Below are 22,463 nucleotides of genomic sequence, written 5' to 3'. Positions count from 1 at the left end.
GCATTTAATTTTTCTCGGGAGACGCAGCTTAGGTTCATCATCGAAGAATAATTATTCAATTGCCTTGTCGGGCCGCTGAACAAATTGATTCTGCTAAGGATATGATTTAAATAATTTGAAGTGTACAGGAGTTTTAATACCTTTAAAAAGCAATCGGTAATGGCCGCTTTATGTTTATTGAGTTAATCATTGAGCATCTTCAAAACATATCTATAAAATATTGAGAATCAAAGACTTCAACACTCAGCTCGATTCCCGCTCTGAATACAAACGTTTGCAAGTTGCTAAACTCTTGCGAACGTTTTTCGTTTATAGTCATTTCTGATCTTCCCGTAAAAAAACCATTTAGAAATACTTGGACAAGTATTTCTGAAGTTTAAAATTTCGACCGATTTTGAGCAAATTTTTATTTGCAACAGTTATCTCAAATTTCCTAATACTTTTTGGTCATAATTATAACCTACTTCATTAGGAAATTTTCCATTTAGGTCTGGAAAAATAAGTTGTAAATATTCATAATTGCGATCTTGATAAAATCTAACTGAAGTGAGGGCATACTCCGAAATGTCTGAATTTTTAACGCTAATAAAATAAACGGCAAACCTATCACTCATGTCTTGAATCTTCATACCCAACGGCACTTCACTGAATTTAAATTTGCGCACGTAGTTTTCGATCAATTCTCCGGATAAATTTGGCCCGAGCCCTGAGATAAAAAGTTCTGGTATTTTAAAATTTTCAAATATGCCGGTTGAATATGCAAAAGGAGTAAAATCAATTTCTTCAAGTACGGCTGTTGTATGATATCCATTATTTTTAATATTGTTATAAACATTATTAAAATATTCTTCTTTCTTTTTATCGTCCATTGTTTTTATGATAAAGTAAACCTTGCAACACCAAGGCTTTGCGACTGAGTCAAACATACTAAAAATGATCATTTTAACCCGACGAACGAATGAAGTCAATAATAGTAATGCCTTAAATCTTCATAAAAATGTTTAGATATTCTTCCCGCCGCCTTTCACATTTTATGCGATTAAACGTCCTAAAAGCTCGATATCTCCTAAAAAATGATCAGAAATTTGTATCATGGACTGTACAAAAGCACAGTCAAAGTGCTTCAAAAAGCCCCAAAATTAATGATTTGGGGCTTTTTTGTTTTAAAACCCACTCAAAATTCGCAAATAAACATAAAATTCCAGTGAGTGATTCAGTGAGTAAATTAAATTTCAAAAAAGATTCACTAAAAACCACATAACTAACTATTAATCAAACATGTACACCACATAAACATCTTGATTAATGGTGGCTTGATTCCGACATTTGTTTTACCTTTTTATTTAAGTATCTATGTTAGAAAAGAGCTTCGGGTTATTATTCTTCATGAGAAAGCCCAAAAACTACCAGACAGGACCGCTACCCATTTATTTAAGAATTACAGTCGACGGCGTACCGAAAGAGCTTTCTACCAAACGAAAATGCGATCCACAATCCTGGAGCAGCGAGTCGGGGCGTGCTTCAGGAAAAAAAGAATCTGTTAAAGAATTAAACGGTTATCTCGATGCGCTGGAGCAAACGGTTTTCCAGGCAAAAAAGAAATTAATCGAGTCTGAAAAGCAAATTACAGTTGAAGCGATCAAGGCCATTATGACTGGTACCGATGAAAAAAAAGTGACGTTGTTGTCTGTTTTCAGGAAACATAATGAGCAAATGAAAACCCTGGTAGGGTCTGAATTTTCCTATAACACTATTGCGAGGTACGAAACGACCCTGACCCATACAGCCGCATTTATCGTCTGGAAATTTGGCCAGGTAGATATTGACGTTAAAAAACTGGATTACGAGTTCATCGCAGAGTTCTGCTTTTGGTTTAAAAGCATTCAGAAATGCAATCACAACTCGACTATGAAATATTTGTCGAATGTAAAAAAGATTGTATTGATTTGCGTTAAGAGCCGATGGCTGGCAACTGATCCATTTGCCGACTTCAAGTTTACCCAAAAAAGGGTTGAGCGGGTTGTGTTAACAGAACAAGAATTACAGAAACTTGCAAAGAAAAAATTCACATCAGACCGATTAACAGTTGTCCGGGACATTTTTCTATTTAGTTGTTACACCGGCCTCTCCTACGCTGACGTTGAAAAATTAAAATTCAGCGAAATTGTTGAAGGAATAAATAAGAGCCAATGGATTTTCACAAAACGTCAAAAAACAAGTACATCAACAAGGGTACCTATGCTACCTGAAGCAACTTCAATCATTGAAAAATATAGGAATCACGAAAAATGCCTTAACAATGATAGGGCACTTCCTATCCTCAGCAACCAAAAGATGAATGCTTATTTGAAAGAAATCGCCTCTATTGCAGGTATCAACAAAGAACTGACCTTCCATATAGCAAGACATACATTTGCTACGACAATAACCCTAAATTACGGAATGCCTATAGAAACCGTATCAAAAATGCTTGGCCATACAAACATTAAACAAACACAGCACTATGCCAAGTTAACAGACAAAAAAGTGAGTGATGACATGGACGAACTTTTAAGAAAAAGGGGGACTTTAATATAATTAACAACACGGAAGTGCACTAACCGTGAAATGTGCCTGAAGCGTAAATAACCATAGGGTTCAGCCTTTTGACCGGGGTTAGGATGAAGCCTCTTTTTAAGGTTATAGTTCAATACAAACTAAAACCTTTACAGATTTTCTGAACGACGATCACTGAGCAGAATTTTGATGATGAGTTCTTGCTGTTCGGTTAGTTTTAAGAGCAATTCCTTTACACCGGCGGGGAACCTACCTGAGTTAGCGATACGCGTTAAGAGGTTGAGACCGACACCGATCTTTTTTAAATCGCTGTTGAAAGAAACGGCTGCGAAGCTCCTGCTGCCTCATTGTATTCCTTTTCGCGCGGAGCATCTGCCGAATTTTAGTAAAGCAGGCCGAACCAGTACTCCAGCTACATGAAGAAGAAGACGCCTCATTTTTGAGGCTTCTTCTTCATGTAATTTAAATCAGCTGGTTACATTAGTAAGACAGTAAATCTAGTCGGAATCCTCCCCTATGGTATGTGAATGATTGAATCTTCCGAAGCTCCGTTACTTTATTTCAACCAAATACCCGTATCCTTTCCCTGGCTCGACTGGGGTCATTTTCTTAATCGAACTTCTCCTTATTACGGTATTGATAGAATCGGCTCTGACCACCTTCTTGCCACTTATTGATATCAAAGCATCCTTTGATGACAGCTCAATCCAACTTGAGTTATTCACTAGGTATGGCTTCGAGTCAATGTAAACAAAGGCGTGTTCATTGTTGGACTTTGCTTTTGCTAAGGCGGATTCAAATACCCTGCTTCTCTTTACCGTTTCAAAGCCGGCAAAAACATCCTCATACGTAGAGCCGCCTTGAAATGAAATCTCGGAAAACTCTTGACCTGAATATTCTCCGGATTTGAGTCCGATATACAGCAGCCCTTTGATGTTACTGGACAAATCGCCCCAGTGCTCATTTTGAGTGAACGGTTTGAACCCCTTCTTTTCGGCGACAATCTTGAAATAGATCTGTCCTGGCTTTGGGTAGGTTATGGCTATGTTGTAATAGCCCCTGCCGTCCGTGGAGCCCAATACGTGGCCGTGACCGTCGGAAAGCTGCACCGACGCAATAGGGGCGAGCGTTTGCGCATCCACTATTAGCCCTGAGAGATGTATAACTCTTGATTCCATTATAGCTCCTTTTGTTAATGTTGTTAGTGTGATGCCTATTAGCGTTAACACACTCCAAAAACCTTTCGTTCTCATGATATTTTAATTGTACTTCCATCGCAAAGATGGGATAATATATTACGCCCCCAATTCAAGCTGGTTCTTGACCAGCGAAAAATATTTGTCCTTAACCTTCAGGAGTTCGTCGTGGCTTCCCATTTCGATGATCTCGCCCTTTTCAAGAACTACGATCTTATCTGCGTTCTTAACCGTGCTTAACCTGTGAGCCACAACGACAACGGTTCTTCCTTGAAAAAAATGCGAAAGGTTGTCCATAATGGCTCGTTCAGTGTTCGCGTCGAGTGAGCTTGTCGCCTCGTCGAAGAATAGGAACTGCGGGTTCTTGTAAACCGCCCGCGCGATTAATACTCGCTGCTTTTGTCCCCCGCTGAGCTGCATGCCGATGCTGCCGATTTTGGTGCTATGGCCCATTGGCAGAGCCTCAAGCATTTCCGCGAGACAGGCGACATTGATCGCCTCGATAAACCGCGGCATGTCGACCTCTTCAGGTTCGCACAAGGCAACATTAAAAAGGATAGTACCCGCGAAGATATGCCCGTCCTGTAGCACAACGCCACAATTAGTACGCCAGTTGTCGGGGTGGACAGACGAAAGCCTGCGCTTTCCTAGCCATATGTCGCCCTCGTTGGATGGATAATAGCAAAGCAGCAGCTTCATTAGTGTCGTTTTCCCGCTTCCGCTCGTGCCCACGATGGCTGTAATTTTGTTCTTTGGTATTGTCATCGTTAGATTGCGCAAAACAAAACTATTGAAGCTGCCAGGATATTTGAAGCTGACGTCCTTCAGTGCAAGTTCCTCCACATTGACAGGCTCCGTCCTCAAGTTTTGTTCCTCAGCCTCGTTGGGCACCGTATACACTTCTTCGATACGGCGGTTTGATATGCTGGCATCCTGCCCGTCCCTAATATTAGTGATGAGGTTGATTATAGGTCCGCTTAGCTGTCCCATTATATATGAAATGCTTAGAAGGGTACCTATCGACATCTGTCCGTGTATTATGAAGTAAGCGGCAATTGCGATTGCTGTCAGTTCCTTTATTTTAAGAATAAAGTTAGCGCCGGACAACTGGTACATGTTCAGATACAGCGAGTCGAGCTCCAACTCGTGGAGTTTTTTTTGAAGTGCGGTTATTCGACCGATCAACGTCCGCTCCGCTTGGTTGACCTTTATTTCAGGCATGTTCATTATAAACTCATACAAGTTGTTGCTGTTTTCCGATTGCCGGATGAACATGGAATACTCAAGTGTCGCTCTTCGTTTGAGAAAGTACCCAATCCAAAAGATGGAAATCGCGCTGAGCACGAAGTACACCGAAAAGATCAGTTGGTTCATGAATAGGAGTATTGCGCTGAAAACTATCAAGTTCAGGACGTTTATTACGAAGCTGATTCCTTTCCATGTGAGGAATGACTGGACCTTTGAAAGGTCGGAGAGCCGCTGTAGCGTGTCAGTGTTCAGTCTCGTGTCGAAGTAACTTACCGGAAGTCGAATGAGCTTCTTAAGAAAATTGCCCTTCAGCATAACCGCAAGATTAAAGTTGAAACGTGTAAGCAGAAGGTCGCTGAGGAAGCCCGACACGGAATTTCCTAGAAACAGCGCAAATTGCGCGAGAAGCAGTAATATGACAACGTTAAGCGATTTTGCAACGATGCCTTCGTCTATTATTCTCCTGAAAAAAATGGGAATCGCCCAATTGGTGAGCAGACCGAGTGCGAGCAGCGAAATTGACAGTATATACTTCAGCTTGTGCTTAAACACGAAATTCCTTAACTCACTGTACAAGGTACCCGCCCGAAATCCTTTCTCCTTCTGTTGCTCGCGGTTAGCCGGTTCCGATAGCAAGGCGCTTTCGTCCTTTGGGAAAACCAGTGCTATCCCCTTAGCATTGTTTCCAAGCCATTCCTTGGACAGAAGGTCCTCGTCAATCGCTATTTTGCCATATCCTGGATCGGCAATGTGATACAGCGTATTGCCGCGCTTCATCGAGATTTTGTAAAGCACGACGAAATGATCCTGCTTCCAAAACAGTATGGCCGGCAGAGGAATCTCGGCTAGTTGCGCAGGGAAGAGCTTCAGCCCGGTCGACTGCATTCCCAGATGCCTTCCGCCGTCAAGGATATCTTTGACCGATACGCCCATTCGTGTCACGGCGCAAAGTTCCTTTGCCTTTTTCAAGTTGACCGAATACCCATGAAAGGATGCCACCATCGCGAGGCATGCTGGCCCGCAATCGTTGCTCTCTAGCTGACTGACAAATTTAAACCTCATTAAGCTGCAATGACTCTACTATCTCATTTATCTTTGTCCGCACGACGTCGTCCTTTAGGCTATCATCCCCGTAATATACGCAATATTCCTTTTCTCCCAAAGCCTCCAATGCATGTTGTGAGCAGCCGCCGTTGCAAATTGGCATAAGCCTGCAGGTCAGGCACGGCTTATTATTAAACTTGACATTCATGCGCTTTTCCAAATAATCGTCCTCCCAAATCAGATCGCCTTCGTCGCTGAGGTATCCAGCGCGTTTAGCCGTTGTGAAGTCTCTTGCCGTACACTTGAATAGGTCGCCATTATAATTTATCGTGGCGCTGTTGCGCTTATCAGCATAGCACGAGTCCCGGACGTTGTTTGGTGACATGTGCTTTACCTGGATTCCTTCCTTCTTGATCATATCAATATTTTTGTCCACAGTCCGTCCGATGTCGTCGACCTTTGAATCCTGCCAAACGCGGTGATAATCCATCAACAGAAACTCCTTCTTGATGTCAAGCGGAATATCCTTGAACTCCTCGGCAATTTTGTATGCGTCTTCAATGTTGAGCGACGTATAATTTACCCGCAGCCGAACAGGGAATTTATTTAGCAACAGTTTTTTTATATTATTGATTATTACATCGTACGAGCCTTTTGTAGCGCTTACATACCGAACTTCGTCGTGCTTCTCTTTGTATCCGTCTAACGTAATTTGCAAGCCCGGTACTATGCCATTATGCTTAAAGAATGCGATAAAATCGTCATCCACTAAATATCCGTTGGTTGTAAAGCTCACTGCGTAGTCCACCGAATGGGCAACGCACTCCTGCTTAAGCTTCACGATAACGGGTACGACGTCGCGTTCGAAATATAAGAGCGGCTCACCACCGAAGAATGAAACGTTAAAAAACTGCATTTCCGGCTTGCGCACGGTCTTCTCGATAAAATAGCCTATTTTATCTACCATATCCACATGCAGGCTGGATTTCTTTATGTGTGTTTCGTAGCAATACCAGCACTTGAAATTGCAGTTCATTGTTGGGTTAATGGTCAAAAGGAAACTGCTGATATTTTCATCAACTTGTTTTACCAAGTCTTTTACTTTTTGCACTTCGTCGATATTTGAATCGATTAAGTACTCTTCCGTTTTCAAGTAGTCGTAAAACGTTGGGTGAACATCCTTTAAAGAATTTACGCCCTCGTGCTTTGCTGCATCTAAAAGCTCTTTCAACAGAGGATCGATAACCATGAACTTCTGGTTGTAAGAATTGTATAAAGCGAACCTATTTTCATAGGGTATTACTGAGTTAAATTGACTGTACTTCATGATTAATTTTTTCTGATAATGTTAAATTACCAGAACCCAATACAGGTTCTGGTAAATGAGTTAAATGTCAATTACAAAGCGGCTGAGCATTGTGTCTGCACGATGCGTCACTATTTCCGTCGCTCGTAGAGCAATTTGCCGCGCAATTAGTAGCAAGGCAATTATTTGACCCTTCTGTAAAAGAATAATTATGCTCAGAATAAGTCTTAGAAAATCCTCCGACGAGTTGATGCTCATGCATTTCCGTCAGACCCTCGTAATTTTGCAATAGATTTTTCATATAAGGCATTTTTAGGTTAAAATCATGCACACCCAACATAGGCGTTACAACCAACGTTATGCCACGGGCCGCACCCGCTAGCACAATTCCCTCCGAGGCAATTGTTAGATTCTCCGCTCCCGGAAGTCGTGTCTTTGGTCACCGATGCAAGGCTTACAGAAAAGCCCCCGACAAGTGTGCTTTGGGAATCTGAAGTTAACACTTCGAAAGCTCCCTCTAACGTTACTTTCATACGTTGCTTTTTTTAATGTTAAAAAGTTTTACTTAGGTTCCGCAATGAGCAACAACATTACACTGAATATTCTGACTGGATCCGCAACTGCTGGTACAGTTTCCACCCTGGCAGTTATTCGTATTGTTATCGCTTCCGGTAAATGCCAGCTGAGGTAACGTTGAAAAACTCGTCGAAAAGCCTCCTGTTAGTGTTTGGCTTGTCTCGTCACTAAGCAACTCAAACTCTACTTTAAGCATTCTCATGTCTGATTTCATTTTTTCAATAATTTAATGGTTGAAAATTAAGAGTTACACCCTGGCACCGTATTGCACTTGATGTTGGACCAAGCGCCGCAGTTGGATGTACAATTTCCGCCTTGACAATTGTTGGTGTCCCCGCCTGTATCATTGATCGCGGTTGAAGTGGAAAAGCTTACTGAAAAACCGCCCACAATGTTGTTGCTGTCTATTTCTGAAATAGACTCAACCAGACCTTTGAAGTTCATCAAGACAATCACGGTTTAGTTCCACACCCTGCTACTGCATTGCACCCAACATTTTGTCCGTTGCCGCAGTTAGCGACGCAGTTGCCGCCTGCACAGTTGTTTGCCGGGCCTGTCTCATTGCCTGTCACCGAGGCAGCGGAGATCGAAGGCGAAAAGCCGCCAATCAACTTGCTTTCGGAGTCCTCACTGATTGTCTCAAAGCCAGTGATCTCGAAGTTTAGTTTAACTTTCATAAAAATTTAAGTGGTTTATATTATTGATACATTTCAATAATCATTGTATGCTTTAAAAGCCAGGCCCGCACTGAGATCGCGTATTACACATTTGATTTTGACAGGTAGTTGTGCAGTTGGCTCCGTTGCAGTTATTAGCCTCACTTGCCTGAAAAGCCAGGGAAGTTGTTACCGCGAAACTCGAAGTGAAGCCACCCTGGATTTTGCCCTTGATGTCCGAAAGAATTTCGTAGGTCGGCAGGTTGAAAGTAATTGAAGGAATATTCATGCAATTAAGATTTAATTAATAAGAATAACTCGTATTAGTATAGATTTTTTGGGCACAAAACGTACGTTAGGGCATTGCACATCCCATCACTACCGCCCATAAAACCGTTGTCTTCTGGTTGGTTTGCTAATGATAATTACAGCTTAATAAGTTTAGCTAAGGGTCCCGCAATGCGCCGTCACGTTGCAGTTTCGGTTTTGGCCGACTCCACAATCAGTTGTACAGTTTGATGCATTGCAGTTATTAGTCTCGCCGGATCCAGTGTAGGCGGATGTTCTACTATAGCCATAGCTGCTTGTGAAGCCACCGAATAGATTTCCACTGGCCTGCTCTGTCAGCTCCTCGAAAACGGAGATAAAAGAATGATTTGATGAGAATTTCGTATTCATAAGGTTTAAGTTTACCTGCTTTTGGCAGGTTATTATTTACTCAAAAATAATAACTTTAATAAGATTTTCAAATAAAACCAAAAATATATTTGCCGTAAAATGAAAATTAAATTTCCTATCAGTTACAATCTTCTCTTTATATCCTCGTTTGCCGAATTCTTATTTTTCACGGATTTAAGCTTATTATTTCCAAAGGTATATCTGAGGCTAATTGACGCTGATCGTGTATAATTGTTCTGCCTTAGCTCATTGAAGGCATACGCCCGGTTTGGATGGGCAAGTGAAGTCGTTCTGCCATTGGTGTTGAATGGGTCCGACACAAAAAGACTTAGGCTGATCGCGTTGAAGTTCTTCCTTATGCCGAGTTGAGTGAGAAATAGGGACGATTCTGTTTTAACTGAGATGTTATTGGTAGGGCTAACATACTGTAGGGTAACGAAACCAAATAGCTGCCTCTTTTTTGACAAAAACAGCGTATTGTTGCTGGAGATGGTGTAATTCCAGTTTTCGACCTCTTTTTCCGATGATATAACAGTCGAACCCTCATTAAGAGAGTAATGGTCGTAGTTCAATACTGCCGACAAGTTTAGATTCCAAAACCCGTTAAAAAAGCTCTGGGCTGTATAAAAGGACAAGTAGGCGTTCCAATAATTTCCGTAGTTCAGATAAGTCCTTTTTAAAGGCGCGCCAGTAGTGTCACTAACGGGGATTACAAAGCGGGCGTACTGGTTTTTTGACAAACCGTATCCGCTTGAAACAAAATATCGGTTTTTCAGCGTGTACATGAAATCAACGCTGTACAGGTTGACTGGCCGCAGAAAAGGATTATTCTCGGAATACAGGGTCGGGGTATAGTAGGTGCGGCCAGGAAACAGCAGGTCTAAGGCCGGGCGCTTGATCTTTTTCGCGAACGACATTGATACGTTCTCATTATCGTTTAAGGCGTATTGAAGCGATAAGTTTGGAAAGAGATTGAAATATGAAGAGTCGGCCGACTCGCTGGTGGATTTGTTCCTTGAAGAATAGTAGATATTTTCACCCCGCAGCCCGATGGAACCCTGGAGCTTTTTGCTAATTGTCTTATTTAAAGAGACAAATACTGCTGAATAATTCTCCTCATATTTGTAGTTGTTTGATATCGTGCGATTAATGATATAAGACTGGGTCCGTGAGTCGTATGTTTGGTAAAGCAGGTCGTTGTTCATCGTCGTGTTGCTGACCTGCACTCCGGCTGTAATGCTGGATGACTTGCTTAGCGCATTCGTGTAATCTGCCTCCTCCGAAATATTGAAAAAGCGCTGGGGAAGTATGTTCTTATATAAAGTGCTGCCGCTGCCGACCGCAGGCTGCACCTTATCGAACGCCACCAAGTCGTTATCGGTTTGATGGTATTGGTTATAGTCAACATTGATTGTCAGACGTTGCTTGCCTACGGAGTCAAACTGATGCTGAAAATACACGTTTCCAAAATTATACAGGTAGTTGTCCTTCCCGCTTGTCAACGTATGGTATGCAGAGTCCGGACTGGATAACGTCTGGGAATAATATGCTGTCATGTTTCGGCGGCGGCTATTTCCGTTCACAGAAGACGCGAACCCGTTAAAGCTCAGGATGTTTCGCTGATCTATGTCGTAGTCTACACCGATTCCGCCTCCTAAAACTAGATACCGGCGATGGTACGTCATGTTATTGACTTGGGCGGGCACATCTGTATTAGAGATAGTATTTTGGGAGGTATTGTAATTATAACTATCATTAATAAAAGGCGACACCCTGACGCCAACTTTATGTTTGTGGTAATTTAGTGTTCCGTTAAATATTCCCGTGTTGAATGCACCCTGTTCGTCACTAAAAGAAAAGTTTCCCTGCCAGCCGTCATTTGCAGCCCGCTTAAGGTTGATGTTGATTATGCCACCAGTGATGGCTGCACGATACTCGCTTCCTGGATTCGTAATTATCTCTATGTTCTTGATGTTGTCGGCAGACGTTGACCGCAAAATGGAAAGTATCATATCTTTCGGCATCGTGGACTTTTTGTTGTTTATATAAATCGTCGTGCCCTGCTTGTTTATGATGGAAAATAACTCAGATTTGTCGTCAAATTGAATCAGCGGAGTAATCTTTAATATGTCGATGGCAGCCGCCCCTTTTGTCACCAGCCTGTCCGGTGTAAATATGAATCGGTCTGATTGCCGCGTTAGAGTTTGGGCGGTAGAGGAAACCTTTACCTCTGACAAAGTCGTCTTGTTTTGAGCTATGATCAGCGTGTAGCTGCTGTCTGCCTTTCCAATGCCTATGGTGTCTGACTTGTCGTTCAAATAACTCGCGCAAAGAAACCTCGCCTCCTGTATGCTTGCCACGATTCGAAATGTTCCATTCTTCTCCGTTACGCCAGCTTGAATAACCTTCTTGGAACTATTCAGGATGCGAACTGTCGCGAGCTCAACGGATTCACACGACGAGGTTATGACTTGCCCTGAGAACGCAGCCTGTCCAAAAGTGTTGAAATGTAATAAAATTAGTGGCAGGATGCATAAGTAAAGTAAGAATCTCATTTATAAGTAGAATTGTTCAATAAAGGAAAAGGTATTAGGCTTCAGGCATCTGCCCGGATTATTTCGTATGATTTTGTTTGGCTATACTATTTTAATACAAAAAAACATATTGATTTATAGAAATAATTGCGAATCATAGTCGACTAATTTTTCTTGCAAGTTAATGAATATTCAAACTTATTTCCAAGACAAACTATTATTTATTACTATCTATTAAATGAAAATAAAAAAATACCCCCTCCTGTAGTGGCTTTTGTCTCGCCGTTGGGCAGCATTGCCAGCAGCTATAAAAAGTTCCGCGAAAAGACCGGTTTTAAGACTGATGCCAGCGCGGACTGCTTTCAAAAGCCCATCAGCCTGTTTGACGGGGATACCTTTTATACCAAGGTATCTACCCGTGACACGGACGGCGACCTGTATATTTATGAATCATCCTGCGTCAAAAAGGGCGGGCCCAACCTGCACGTGCATCCAGATCAGGATGAATGGTGGTATATACTGGAAGGGGAATTCGTGATCAAAGTGGGTGACAAAATACACCGTTAAAGCCGGCGATAGCGTGTTCGGCCCGCGGGGCGTGCCACATGCTTTTTCCAAACTGGGCGATGGCGTAGGCCGGATGCTAACCACATTTCAGCCGGCAGGGAAAATGGAAGAATGTTTTATCGCGATCAGCCAGGGTCAAATGAAGGGAAAGCCTGAAGCGGAGCAGGATGCGTTCCGGAAACAACACGGATTTGAGCGCGTGGGGCCGCCTATCGATATCCTGAAAGCATTGTAAATTCAAATCTATCAACTATAAAGATCAACCTTTTTTAAATTATAGTCATTGGTGTTTGTTGGCTTTATGCTTCAACAGCTTACGGTCAGCAACCGGACACCGCGAAAGAAAACAAGGCCGTCAGACAGCTCGTTAAAAATTATGAGGACGCATTGTCTTGTCCTGATATAGAGCAAAAGAATGTTTCGCCCGTAATATCATCATCCACTATATCATCTGAGCCATTAAAAGCAACCCTGATGACCTCTTCGATATTTTCATCATCAAGGCTTTCTAAGGGAGGATCAGCAACGAGTGTCTTGGTGTTTGTATTCCAAAACGCTATATTGTTACTGAATTTCCTTTTCTGTTCCGCTGATAATTCTCCAACGATCAACTCCACTCTGATTATAACAGGATCATCCAATGAAGTCAAGATAAACCCCGTTGTAAAAATCATGCTCATCAATAACAGGAATACGATTTAGTCGGTCGGCCTCGGGAACGAGATCAATCGCTTCAGGTATTTTTGATTTTTCCGGCATTATTGTCGCCGATGAGGACGGTATGGCCTTCGAATAAGATTTCGGCATTTTTAATACGCCGAAAGTTATTGACAGTAAGCTTTCTAATTTGCATAATGCGATAGGTTTATACAACCAAATTTAGTTTACTATTATAAAAAACAATAAGGCATCGAACTTTAGATATTATTTAGCCTTCCTGATCACCAAATGCGCCTTAGCGGGATCATTCAACAACCGCTCAAATATATCCTCTATAATTTCCCGAACATCCTGTTTAATCTGCAAATAATTGCGCTGGACAATGCCCGCATTAATCACCCGTACAGCAGGTATCGGCTGATAAGCATCGGCCTCTTTCTTTAAAGCCTCATGGTCGTTCACGACCTCACAGTGAAAGGCCTTCAGTTCGATCTTCTCATCCGGGTTATCCGCAACCAGCCCGACGAACTCGCCAGAACTCAATGCCGAGATCCTCGAAGCCGGCACCGCCGCCTCCAATTGCTTAGACCGGCTGATGGATGTATCGCTCCGGTTGATCGACAAACTTTCCCTGTCCTGCATGATGCGCCCGATCTTTTCCGAAACCATTTTGGCCGTATCACCAGCTACCTGGCCTACCGCCATATTGCCCACGATGTTCATAATCACATCCGCTGCTTCCCGGCCATACTCTTTGCGCAACTGACTGGCATCCTGTATGCCCAGACAGGTACTGATCAGGTTACTTCGCCCGGTCGCAATCGTAGCGATCACATCGGCCACCAGGCTGGGGTACTCATCTAAAATCAAACTGCACTTCAACCGGTCTTTCTGGTTGATGATCTTCAGCAGGCGATTCACGAACAACGACAGCACCGCACCATAGATTTGTATCTTCTGCGGGTTGTTGCCCATGCAAACGATCTTCGGATTGAGCGGGTCATTGATATCCAGCGTAAACTCGTTGCCTGACAGGATATAATACAATTGCGGCGAAGCGATCCGTGACATCGTGATCTTCGCCGAAGCGATCTGCCCCTCCAGCTGTTCCACCGCGTCCCGGAGATAAGCGCTGAAAAAAGGGTTAATCAGCACATCGATCTCCTGCTCCGTACGCAAAACCGTAAACAGCTTATCATATTCCGCCTGCATGAGCTCGATCACATGCGGCAGCGTGCAGAACTGCCCACCCTGGTAACGACGCAAAAACCAGATAATGGCCGTCAAAAAATTGATCGGCGATTCCACAAAGAAATCCCCCTGCTTCTTTACCCATTCCCGGTTCAGCCCCAGCAGGATCGTCCGCGCCGATTCCTTCTAATCCGTAAAAAGCAGGAAAAAGTTGGATCTGTCTTCAATTAACCGTAAATTTATGGACGCGTTGGTAAAAGCCAATTAATGTTTAGTGAGCGATTCATTGAGTACAATACATACCCCATCATAAAATATTGATTTTAAAGCAATTAATACCAGAGTTCCATTCCCGCTCTGAGTACAAAAGCAGAGTAAAATCGCTTCAAAAGCCCTTAAATCAAATGATTTAGGGGCTTTTTCTTTTAAAACCCCTCCAAAAGATTCATTCAACCGCATGTTTTAGTTGAACGATTCGGGATTAGTCTGAAAAGTTGTGGTAGTATTCAGACAAGCCGCCACTTCTGCAATCACAGGTATAGGCCTTTGGCTTTTTTTTACTGTATTTTACCAGATCGTCGTCAACCTGATCTTAAGATCGCTGCTACCCGATCCATCTCAACTCACGCAGGAGCAAGCGATAAGTTATAATAATGTTGCGTTGAATATCCTGCGGATATCACCCAACCAGCTTTATGCTGATGCGGTTACGACGCTGCTGATGCCATCAGTTCGAAGTCTCGGCCCCCTGACGATGGAGCAAATGGCTGGCGCGATTCCATCACCGCTACCGTTTACACAGAGCCTGATGGTTGTGTGGCCACAGTTCTGCGGCCTTTTAGCTGTTATGACCTGTTGTTTTGCTTTAGCTTATTACTTGTTCATGCGCCGGGAGATTCGAAGTTGAAAAAGCATTTTACATCCAAAGCCCAAGAATATTGATAAGGCTGTTTATTCTGGGAAAGCGATTCGATGTTAAATTCAAGATTGCAGCGTTATTCGCAGTTAGAAGTTTAGTTAATATTAGACGTTCAAAATCCAGGTATATTTCTGCGTCACGACGTCGCTAACATTAAATGGGGGCACAAAATATGTCCCTCTTTAAGATTGCAGGGGCCTGCGCAAGCTATAGTGCGAATAGCACTTGTTGAAATTGTACAGCCCGTAAATGTTAAATCAAACGGAGATAAGCAATATAATAACTATTATTAATGAAACCAGCGCCAATTTCCCTATTCTCTGCCTGCACTCATTGATATATTTGACGAGCTATCATATTTGCTTTGACTATCTTTGAGGACTTTTTTCAGGTAAATGAGGTTTCATTTCTAGGTGAATTAACATTCTTTTTTTTGTAGTATATAACAGCGCTACAAAGCGAAATCAATGTGATTAGTGCCAATTCGACAGCCAGGTGGACAGCCGGGATAATAGGAGAAGTTCCTGATAATACAACCATGGCGTCAGGTACCAACACGCCGGCGAGGGGAAAACATAAGAACATTCTGAATATTACTAACTTTTCCATAATTACATCGGTTTAGTATAACTATACAAAATTAATAAACATTTGTTTAATAATTAGGCAATTCTGACAATAATCCGAATCCAAAACATCTGCTGGGTAGTGTTATGGATATCGGCAACTACTCCAGGCTACCAGGCCAGATCATCGTCATTTTTTCGGAACAATATGATTACTGCCGCGAAAAGGAGCAGGGTTAATAATGTTTTTGTGATCATGTTTCTCCCCTTAAGTTTTTTTGTCTGAATATTTCCAAAGCCACCCGTTCTGCGTTTAGCCCTAATTCGTCTAGCCTGCAGCATTTACTACGAATTTTTTCAGGCAGGGTGTCAACGGTTTCAATGAGGTCTACATGAAAATGGCAGAGATCATCTATTTCCGGGTTTCCATCCAGACTGTCAAACAAAGCATAAGCTAATTCCCGATCATGTCCCAAGTCGAATTCACCAAAAGGCTCATAGCTTCCCGGTGTTTTAAGGCTAATCAATAAGTAAAATGGTGATTCCATGGTAAATAAGTTAGGCCCCAAACCGGGGCCGTATTATTAGCATCAATACTGGTTACTTGATCTCGATCTGGCGACGAACGATTTTTGCTTCCTCGCGCTTCGCAATATCAATTTTCAGCACGCCGTCCATATAGGACGCTTCGATGCTTTCCGCATTTGCGCTTTCGGGCAGGGTGAAAGAGCGAACCCAGGAATTGTAGCTGTACTCACGCTTGCTGTAATTTTTCGCAGCATCATTGTTTTCGTTTCTTCGTTCCACAGCCACGTTTAGCACATTACCGTCAAGGTTCAATTTGAACTCTTCCTTCTTCAGACCCGGCGCAGCCAGTTCTACGTGATAATGATCTTCAGTTTCACTAATGTTAGCAGCAGGTACACGGCTGGTCAGTCGGTCATTAAAAAAAGTGTCATTTAATACGGAATCAAATACGTCGTTAAAACCGGGAATTAATGAACCGTTGTTTTTAGCGGGATTAAATTTAACCAATGTCATAGGTCTTTCCTCCTTATTAGATTAATGATTTGAAACTTATAATGTTAATTAAACTATTTCGAATTAATCAAGCATTGTGCCATGAGCTTCGTTGCGACTATTTACTGATAAAAATTCAGTTTTTATGAAAAATTTACAGTCTGCAAATGTCAATTTTTCGGAATAACAGCTTCGATATTCACCCCGCCAGGTTGAGCACATTAGTGCCGTCCGCAGTGCATATCACGACGCTGAGTGTTTTTTGAATCGCTGTCTATCCGCCATTTGGAGGAAAAAGCCAAAAAGGATCAACTGTGGATGGGTAGAGCAGGAATAATATTTAAGTTACCTCTACCACCTTAACCGGGGCGACACTGAAATAACACGAAATTATAACATTGCCGTACAATGGGTATTGGTCACAGAATATTGCCAATAACGCTACTGCGGGAGATAATATCCACGCAATTCATAACCATCCGTAAAAATTGTTCAGAAAGCGGGTGAAGAATTTTCCCGCACCCAACAAAATATGCGAGTAATGATACCCGGCCACAATTAAGCCGAAGAATGCTTTACCCTAAGCATTACTTGGGGCTGGGTCACCCAACAAACAATTCTCCTTACATTATATATATATTTACATTAAATCCTACTCTAACGCCGGGGACCAGGACGATATTCTTTGTCGTCGTCTCGTTCCGGCAAAATACGACTGAATCGCTTTACAATTGATGAAATAACAGAGTTAGCCCACTCGGGCAAATCATTACTCACAAAAACAACTTGCCTATTTTGCAGACTTAGCAATGATTTTAGTTCGTATAAATTTCCACTGGCATCGATGAATTCAATATTGCCGAAACGGTCTGCCAGGTATTCAAAGTTTTTTAATCCTTCGATATAATTATAACGGATGCTACCTGTGTCGACAAAATGACCGCCTCCTTTTACACGCGCAGTCACACGGTCCATGGATTGCTTAACATCGCGCAGCCCAATGTAAACTATGCTGGCAACATAGTCGTTTTCCTTGAATCGGTTTACGATATTCATTAGTCCGGTGTCCCTGAGATTTGTTTCTACCGTAAAATCTGCTTTTTTGCTTATCGCTTGTATTATGCAGTCCTGAAAATATTGCTCAACTGCGTAAGAAACACTTTCGCCTGGGAGGCCGGGATAAAGTGCTTCAATCTTTGCAGCCTCTTTATCGGCGTCAAAGATAAATACACCGGCTGCGGATAAATCTTTTGAAAAAGTAGATTTACCTGCACCGTTCGGCCCCGCTACGATCAGTAGTTGCGGGTTATCCAAAGTCATAACTAAAGGATTTTGATCAGGTGTGCTGTGCCTTGGTCATCTATTCGTACCAGCTCTTTTCTATCACGATACTCATGCACCATGTAGTCGATGTTGGGACAAACGGCTTTATCGAAGTAGGTGAGATAACCGTTCCTGTTGAATGTTTCGCGCATAACGGCATCAGCGGTCGGACGAAGCCTGTCGGCCAGTTCCTGTGCCGATAATTCAAATATCGATTTGGAACGTACATCTTTTACTGTGCTGCGCATGATCTGTTGTAATGTTCTCATACAAAATTAATTAAAATAATTTATCTAAATCAATGTTTTGAAGCAGCATAAGTTGATAACGCGCCTTATGCTGCTTTTGGTTGTCTATATTCTTCGGTACTATCAAGTCCTCCATTAGTTTAGCTTTATAGTGATTGTAAACGCTGGATGTTTTGATATCAATCCATTAGATGGCGTTTGGTAATCAACTGGTTGATATCGTCGCTGACTTTATTATCAGTAAGTTTAGCATAATGTTGTGTTTGTTTAATCGATGAATGCCCCAATATTTTAGAAACTGTTTCTATTGGAACTCCATGACTTAACGTAACGGTAGTAGCAAATGTGTGCCTTGCGATATGGAATGTAAGTGGTTTATCTATATCACAAGTATCAGCTATTTCCTTCAGATAAGAATTCATCTTTTGATTGCTTAAAATAGGCAGGAGTAATCCGCTTACAACACATCTTGGATGCGCTTTATATTTATCAACGATGGCCAGGGCTTCCGGCATGAGGGGCATTCTTGTCGAAGCGCCAGTTTTCTGCCGGTTTGTAAAAATCCATAGATTTTTATCGATGCCGATATGGAGTTCATCTGTCCGTAATTTTTGGACATCAGCATAAGAAAGACCAGTGTAGCAACTAAAAACGAAAATATCCCTTACGCTTTGTAATCTTTCGTTATTGAAATTTTTGGTGGCAATGGCATTTAACTCATACTCAGTTAAAGCGTGTCGCTGAACAGGCTTTTTAGTGAATTTGAAGTTTGCGAAGGGATCAGATGACAGCCATTTGTTTTTAACCGCAATTAAAACAATCTTTTTAAAGTTTGACAGATATTTCATGGTTGAGTTATGGTTGCATTTTTGAATGCCCTTCAGCCAGAAATCAAATTCTGCTATCGTTTCATGATTCAGTTTTCTGATGTCAAGATCATCTGCGCCATATTTCCATTTTAGGAAGCTTTTTGTATGCTCCAGTGTTGTGGCGTATCGCTTGATGGTATTGCTTGCAAATTCCTTCCCTTCAAGTGCTTTCAATTGTTGGTTATGCTTATTGAATACTTCAATGATTGTTTTTTTATCTTCATCGGCACCTGTCATATTCTTTTTGATGGCCTCGGCTGTAAGTTCTTTATCAGCTTCCATCAGTCGCCGCTTTGCCTGGTAGACTTGCTGTGTAAGTGTATCCAGGAAGGTGCTTAATTCCCGGGTCGTTTCTTTGCTACCGGTTGACCGTCCGGTCTTTGCACTCCAGGTAGAAGTGTGACATTTTCTTTTGGTAGATAGCTCACTGGATTTACCATCGACTGTAATTCTCAGGTAGATAGGATAAATACCATTTGGGCTGTTTTTGGGTTTGCGCATGAAGAACATTAACCCGAAGCTTTTTTCCTACATAATCATTCAATAAAAAAGTTAAACAAATGTCGATTTTAATGGCCTTTTTATCAAGATGTTCATCTGTAGAACATGTTGATATACAGTATATTGTAAGCTTTTCGTTGAACGATTTTGAATGCTCTTGGATCATGAAGAAAAATTGTGGGCGCATAAAAAAAGTATTTGTTTTTTGTGTAAATAATAACCAATCCGAATAGGCTTGTCACCTGCACACCAAATCCATACCCCCTACGTGTTAACTATCACGCTCAAAACAGACATTAACAACTTTTAAAATAAAAGTTATAACCCATTAAAAAGCTCATTAGCCAAATAAACTTTAAAATCCTTAATCCTACCGGTTTCCATATCCTGCCGTGGCAGTATTTTTATACCACTTATAGCTGTTTTACACCCCAGATCAATAACTATTTGATGAGGGTGTTTAGTAGCATTATCCTTCCATTGGGTATGCCAGATACTGGTGTACTGTAAATCAAACACGTTTTCTGATTTACCGTCCTCTCCTTTCAACTCTTCACTATCGGCGTACGCTACTTTCCACAAATTGCGGGGTAATTGCTCGCCATTTTCATCCAATAATTCAAGCTCGGCCAATGACGTAAACTGGTCGCCCATAAAATTATTCATCGCTTCAAGGGCAACATAACGTCCGCTTTTTAAAGGGAACCTAAATGTTTGCCATTGAGCAGTATTTTTCATTACCCCGGTATATAATAAGCTATTCACATTATTCCCAAATTTCTGCCCAGGTTTACGATGATTACTGCTGATGGCCTCTATTGCAGTAAGGCTATCAAGAATGGGTTTATCCAGCCCTTGCAAGCGTGCAGTAATTGGACGGTGCATATCCAGTATAATTACTTCATTTTTCCCTTTATTTAACCATACACCGGGTACATACATAGTTTGAGTTGGCCCAATATTCCAGTAACGGCCAAGGCAATGTCCATTTATCCAGGCCACTCCTTTTTTAAACCAACGCATATCCAGATAAAAATCTCTTTTGCTTTTTGCATTAAAATACCCTTTATAAAACGCAGGCTCGTTCAGCGTGGGTACTGTACCAATAGCCTTGTATTTAAAAGCGGGATTGCCCTCGCCCAATGGAATTGAATAATGTTTCCATCCCTTCAACATTATCTTTTTTGCGCCGGCTATACTATAAACCTCGCCCTGTAAACCTTTACGATCGTGCAGGTAATAACCATAATTAACACGCCCCATGGCTTCAACAAAAACCCGCAGTTTGGTAGGTTTGGATAGCCCAGGAATTTCAATTACATGATCATTTTTCATCCGATTTAATACACCGATGAGTTTGTTACCAATAAACACCTCCGCATAGTCATGCACCTCTGTAAAATCCAGTTTACATTTTCCACCGGCCGGCAAATTTGTTTCATAAACCATCATCCCATAGCCCTGGTTCAGGTCTTCCATATAAAGCGTGGTATCACAGAGCACCGGCTTAGACAATTGGCCCATTATAGGAGCAACCGCAGTAAGGTTAAATGGAGGAATTTTTTGTACAGGTATAGCAGCAGGTACATCTGTTAGCACCTCACCTGGTTGGAGATACTTTTTTAGTGTATTGCGCAGTTCATCGTACTTTGCAGTTGCTTTTCCATTTTCACTTATTGGTGCGTCATAATCATAACTGGAAGTTTCGGGTGCGTATGGCTGTGAATTTGCTCCAGCCCATAAGCCAAACGATGTACCACCATGTATCATATAAATACTAAAGGAGGCTTTATGATCAAGCATCCAGCCAACTTCTTTTATAAGATGATCATTTGAGCCTGTATGATGTGGCTGGCCCCAACTATCAAACCAGCCGGGGTAGTATTCGCCGCACATTAGTGGGCCGGCGGGCTGAACTTCCCGCAAGGCTTTAAAGGCTGCTTCAGGATTGTTACCAAAGTTAACTACGGCAAAAATATCCTTCTGTACATCATTTTTTAGTTGAACAGTACCGTCGCATGTAAACAGAGGCACAACAAACCCTGCTTCTTTTAAATAATCGCGTATTTTTAGAATGTATTCTTTGTCAGCCCCGTAGCTGCCGTATTCATTTTCAACCTGTGTCATTAATATGGGACCACCGTTGGTTATTTGCAGCGGGCCTAAAACGCGACCAACTTCTTTCAAATATTGCCGGCAACGCTCCATATAATACGGATCTTGCGTTCGTAACCGGATATCTTTCTTTTTTAACAACCACCAGGGCAAGCCACCAAACTCCCATTCGGCACAAGCATAGGGCCCCGGGCGCAACAATACATATAGCCCTTCCTCTTGAGCTATTTTACAAAACTCGGCTGCATCCGCTTGCCCTTCCCAGGTAAATTTTCCCGGTAATGTTTCATGAAAGTTCCAAAACAGGTAAGCACAAACGGTATTTAAGCCAACCGCTTTAGCCATTTTTAAACGGTGCCTCCAATAGGTTCTGGGGATCCGGGCAAAATGCATTTCCCCGCAGCGAATAACAAAAGGTTTCCCGTTTAAAATAAATGATTCTGTGCCAATTTTAAACGGTTCATTTATTTCCTGCTGACCAAAAGCAGGTTTACCAATTAGCAAGTATATTAAAAGGAGCAGGCTAATAATAATATTTTTCATTAAGGGTCAATTTTAACTGTGTTACTAAGTAAGTTTCAAAAGCAATTAAGTTTTTTCAGGTGTAATAGCGTCCCGATTTGGAGAAAGGGAAAAGGTGTACAGAGCAAGCAAGACGTCGGCAAAAAAGCATAGGCCAGCCCCTTTCAG

The 22,463-nt window shown here is 42.0% G+C and carries 19 protein-coding genes and 1 pseudogene; 4 read left to right on the top strand and 16 right to left on the bottom strand.

Annotated elements, in window-relative coordinates:
- Positions 1–419 precede the first annotated feature (419 nt).
- Positions 420–869 (bottom strand): DUF4262 domain-containing protein, encoded by a 450-nt coding sequence (locus ACEN9X_RS19410; RefSeq protein WP_413666696.1) that lies wholly within the window; start codon positions 867–869, stop codon positions 420–422.
- A gap of 517 nt (positions 870–1,386) precedes the next feature.
- Between ACEN9X_RS19410 and ACEN9X_RS19405 the strand changes: the two genes are divergently transcribed.
- Positions 1,387–2,577: a site-specific integrase gene (locus tag ACEN9X_RS19405; protein ID WP_413666695.1), complete on the top strand. Its 1,191-nt coding sequence runs from the start codon at positions 1,387–1,389 to the stop codon at positions 2,575–2,577.
- Between the two features lie 530 nt (positions 2,578–3,107).
- Here ACEN9X_RS19405 and ACEN9X_RS19400 read toward each other — a convergent pair.
- The 6 genes from ACEN9X_RS19400 to ACEN9X_RS19375 all read right to left on the bottom strand — a co-directional run bounded on the left by ACEN9X_RS19400 (position 3,108) and on the right by ACEN9X_RS19375 (position 11,815).
- Positions 3,108–3,809 carry a hypothetical protein gene (locus tag ACEN9X_RS19400; RefSeq protein ID WP_413666694.1) on the bottom strand — a complete coding sequence of 234 codons (702 nt, stop codon included), beginning with the start codon at positions 3,807–3,809 and terminating at the stop codon, positions 3,108–3,110.
- A 42-nt stretch (positions 3,810–3,851) separates the two neighbouring features.
- The gene (locus ACEN9X_RS19395; RefSeq protein ID WP_413666693.1) at positions 3,852–6,062 is read right to left on the bottom strand and encodes a peptidase domain-containing ABC transporter; all 2,211 of its coding nucleotides are present in this window, start codon (positions 6,060–6,062) and stop codon (positions 3,852–3,854) included.
- Entirely contained in the window at positions 6,052–7,371 is a 1,320-nt protein-coding gene (locus ACEN9X_RS19390) for a radical SAM protein (protein ID WP_413666692.1), read from the bottom strand. Before ACEN9X_RS19390 ends, ACEN9X_RS19395 begins: the two co-directional genes overlap by 11 nt.
- A gap of 544 nt (positions 7,372–7,915) precedes the next feature.
- Positions 7,916–8,140, bottom strand: coding sequence for a hypothetical protein (locus tag ACEN9X_RS19385; RefSeq protein WP_413666691.1), 225 nt, complete (start codon positions 8,138–8,140; stop codon positions 7,916–7,918).
- 909 nt (positions 8,141–9,049) lie between these two features.
- The gene (locus tag ACEN9X_RS19380; protein ID WP_413666690.1) at positions 9,050–9,193 is read right to left on the bottom strand and encodes a hypothetical protein; all 144 of its coding nucleotides are present in this window, start codon (positions 9,191–9,193) and stop codon (positions 9,050–9,052) included.
- Positions 9,194–9,382: 189 nt separating this feature from the next.
- Entirely contained in the window at positions 9,383–11,815 is a 2,433-nt protein-coding gene (locus ACEN9X_RS19375; protein ID WP_413666689.1) for a TonB-dependent receptor domain-containing protein, read from the bottom strand.
- Between the two features lie 246 nt (positions 11,816–12,061).
- On the opposite strand from ACEN9X_RS19375, the gene ACEN9X_RS19370 reads away from it, so the two are divergent.
- Positions 12,062–12,361, top strand: a complete 300-nt coding sequence (locus ACEN9X_RS19370; RefSeq protein WP_413666688.1) for a cupin domain-containing protein — start codon at positions 12,062–12,064, stop codon at positions 12,359–12,361.
- The gene (locus tag ACEN9X_RS19365; RefSeq protein ID WP_413666687.1) at positions 12,342–12,596 is read left to right on the top strand and encodes a cupin domain-containing protein; all 255 of its coding nucleotides are present in this window, start codon (positions 12,342–12,344) and stop codon (positions 12,594–12,596) included. Before ACEN9X_RS19370 ends, ACEN9X_RS19365 begins: the two co-directional genes overlap by 20 nt.
- A gap of 139 nt (positions 12,597–12,735) precedes the next feature.
- Here ACEN9X_RS19365 and ACEN9X_RS19360 read toward each other — a convergent pair whose 3' ends face one another.
- The 3 genes and pseudogenes from ACEN9X_RS19360 to ACEN9X_RS19350 form a co-directional block, all read right to left on the bottom strand.
- On the bottom strand, positions 12,736–13,041 hold the full coding sequence (locus ACEN9X_RS19360; protein ID WP_413666686.1) for a hypothetical protein: 306 nt from the start codon (positions 13,039–13,041) through the stop codon (positions 12,736–12,738).
- Between the two features lie 53 nt (positions 13,042–13,094).
- Positions 13,095–13,214: an AAA family ATPase gene (locus ACEN9X_RS19355; RefSeq protein ID WP_413666685.1), complete on the bottom strand. Its 120-nt coding sequence runs from the start codon at positions 13,212–13,214 to the stop codon at positions 13,095–13,097.
- A gap of 71 nt (positions 13,215–13,285) precedes the next feature.
- A pseudogene (locus tag ACEN9X_RS19350) lies at positions 13,286–14,395 on the bottom strand (type IV secretory system conjugative DNA transfer family protein); the annotation flags it as partial.
- Positions 14,396–14,708: 313 nt separating this feature from the next.
- On the opposite strand from ACEN9X_RS19350, the gene ACEN9X_RS19345 reads away from it, so the two are divergent.
- Positions 14,709–15,119, top strand: coding sequence for an ABC transporter permease subunit (locus tag ACEN9X_RS19345; RefSeq protein ID WP_413666684.1), 411 nt, complete (start codon positions 14,709–14,711; stop codon positions 15,117–15,119).
- Between the two features lie 832 nt (positions 15,120–15,951).
- Here ACEN9X_RS19345 and ACEN9X_RS19340 read toward each other — a convergent pair.
- The 6 genes from ACEN9X_RS19340 to ACEN9X_RS19315 form a co-directional block, all read right to left on the bottom strand.
- Positions 15,952–16,245 (bottom strand): hypothetical protein, encoded by a 294-nt coding sequence (locus ACEN9X_RS19340; protein ID WP_413666683.1) that lies wholly within the window; start codon positions 16,243–16,245, stop codon positions 15,952–15,954.
- A 52-nt stretch (positions 16,246–16,297) separates the two neighbouring features.
- Positions 16,298–16,738, bottom strand: coding sequence for an Hsp20/alpha crystallin family protein (locus tag ACEN9X_RS19335; protein WP_413666682.1), 441 nt, complete (start codon positions 16,736–16,738; stop codon positions 16,298–16,300).
- A gap of 636 nt (positions 16,739–17,374) precedes the next feature.
- Positions 17,375–18,037, bottom strand: coding sequence for a zeta toxin family protein (locus ACEN9X_RS19330; RefSeq protein ID WP_413666681.1), 663 nt, complete (start codon positions 18,035–18,037; stop codon positions 17,375–17,377).
- A gap of 2 nt (positions 18,038–18,039) precedes the next feature.
- Complete coding sequence (locus ACEN9X_RS19325; RefSeq protein ID WP_413666680.1) at positions 18,040–18,309, bottom strand: hypothetical protein; 270 nt, start codon at positions 18,307–18,309, stop codon at positions 18,040–18,042.
- 158 nt (positions 18,310–18,467) lie between these two features.
- On the bottom strand, positions 18,468–19,658 hold the full coding sequence (locus ACEN9X_RS19320) for a phage integrase SAM-like domain-containing protein (protein WP_413666679.1): 1,191 nt from the start codon (positions 19,656–19,658) through the stop codon (positions 18,468–18,470).
- 318 nt (positions 19,659–19,976) lie between these two features.
- Positions 19,977–22,316: a beta-galactosidase gene (locus ACEN9X_RS19315; protein ID WP_413666678.1), complete on the bottom strand. Its 2,340-nt coding sequence runs from the start codon at positions 22,314–22,316 to the stop codon at positions 19,977–19,979.
- Positions 22,317–22,463 lie beyond the last annotated feature (147 nt).

This window comes from Mucilaginibacter sp. Mucisp86 (assembly GCF_047324315.1).
Classification (GTDB): Bacteria; Bacteroidota; Bacteroidia; order Sphingobacteriales; family Sphingobacteriaceae; genus Mucilaginibacter.
The sequence above is the reverse complement of the archived record's forward strand: the minus strand, read 5'-3'. Positions and strand labels throughout refer to the sequence as shown.

What these genes read in the sequence shown, in the direction of transcription:
- ACEN9X_RS19410 (WP_413666696.1), bottom strand. Translation starts at nt 869, where the DNA reads ATGGACGATAAAAAGAAAGAAGAATATTTTAATAATGTTTATAACAAT.
- ACEN9X_RS19405 (WP_413666695.1), top strand. Translation starts at nt 1,387, where the DNA reads ATGAGAAAGCCCAAAAACTACCAGACAGGACCGCTACCCATTTATTTA.
- ACEN9X_RS19400 (WP_413666694.1), bottom strand. Translation starts at nt 3,809, where the DNA reads ATGAGAACGAAAGGTTTTTGGAGTGTGTTAACGCTAATAGGCATCACA.
- ACEN9X_RS19395 (WP_413666693.1), bottom strand. Translation starts at nt 6,062, where the DNA reads ATGAGGTTTAAATTTGTCAGTCAGCTAGAGAGCAACGATTGCGGGCCA.
- ACEN9X_RS19390 (WP_413666692.1), bottom strand. Translation starts at nt 7,371, where the DNA reads ATGAAGTACAGTCAATTTAACTCAGTAATACCCTATGAAAATAGGTTC.
- ACEN9X_RS19385 (WP_413666691.1), bottom strand. Translation starts at nt 8,140, where the DNA reads ATGAAATCAGACATGAGAATGCTTAAAGTAGAGTTTGAGTTGCTTAGT.
- ACEN9X_RS19375 (WP_413666689.1), bottom strand. Translation starts at nt 11,815, where the DNA reads ATGAGATTCTTACTTTACTTATGCATCCTGCCACTAATTTTATTACAT.
- ACEN9X_RS19360 (WP_413666686.1), bottom strand. Translation starts at nt 13,041, where the DNA reads ATGAGCATGATTTTTACAACGGGGTTTATCTTGACTTCATTGGATGAT.
- ACEN9X_RS19355 (WP_413666685.1), bottom strand. Translation starts at nt 13,214, where the DNA reads ATGCAAATTAGAAAGCTTACTGTCAATAACTTTCGGCGTATTAAAAAT.
- ACEN9X_RS19340 (WP_413666683.1), bottom strand. Translation starts at nt 16,245, where the DNA reads ATGGAATCACCATTTTACTTATTGATTAGCCTTAAAACACCGGGAAGC.
- ACEN9X_RS19335 (WP_413666682.1), bottom strand. Translation starts at nt 16,738, where the DNA reads ATGACATTGGTTAAATTTAATCCCGCTAAAAACAACGGTTCATTAATT.
- ACEN9X_RS19330 (WP_413666681.1), bottom strand. Translation starts at nt 18,037, where the DNA reads ATGACTTTGGATAACCCGCAACTACTGATCGTAGCGGGGCCGAACGGT.
- ACEN9X_RS19325 (WP_413666680.1), bottom strand. Translation starts at nt 18,309, where the DNA reads ATGAGAACATTACAACAGATCATGCGCAGCACAGTAAAAGATGTACGT.
- ACEN9X_RS19320 (WP_413666679.1), bottom strand. Translation starts at nt 19,658, where the DNA reads ATGCGCAAACCCAAAAACAGCCCAAATGGTATTTATCCTATCTACCTG.
- ACEN9X_RS19315 (WP_413666678.1), bottom strand. Translation starts at nt 22,316, where the DNA reads ATGAAAAATATTATTATTAGCCTGCTCCTTTTAATATACTTGCTAATT.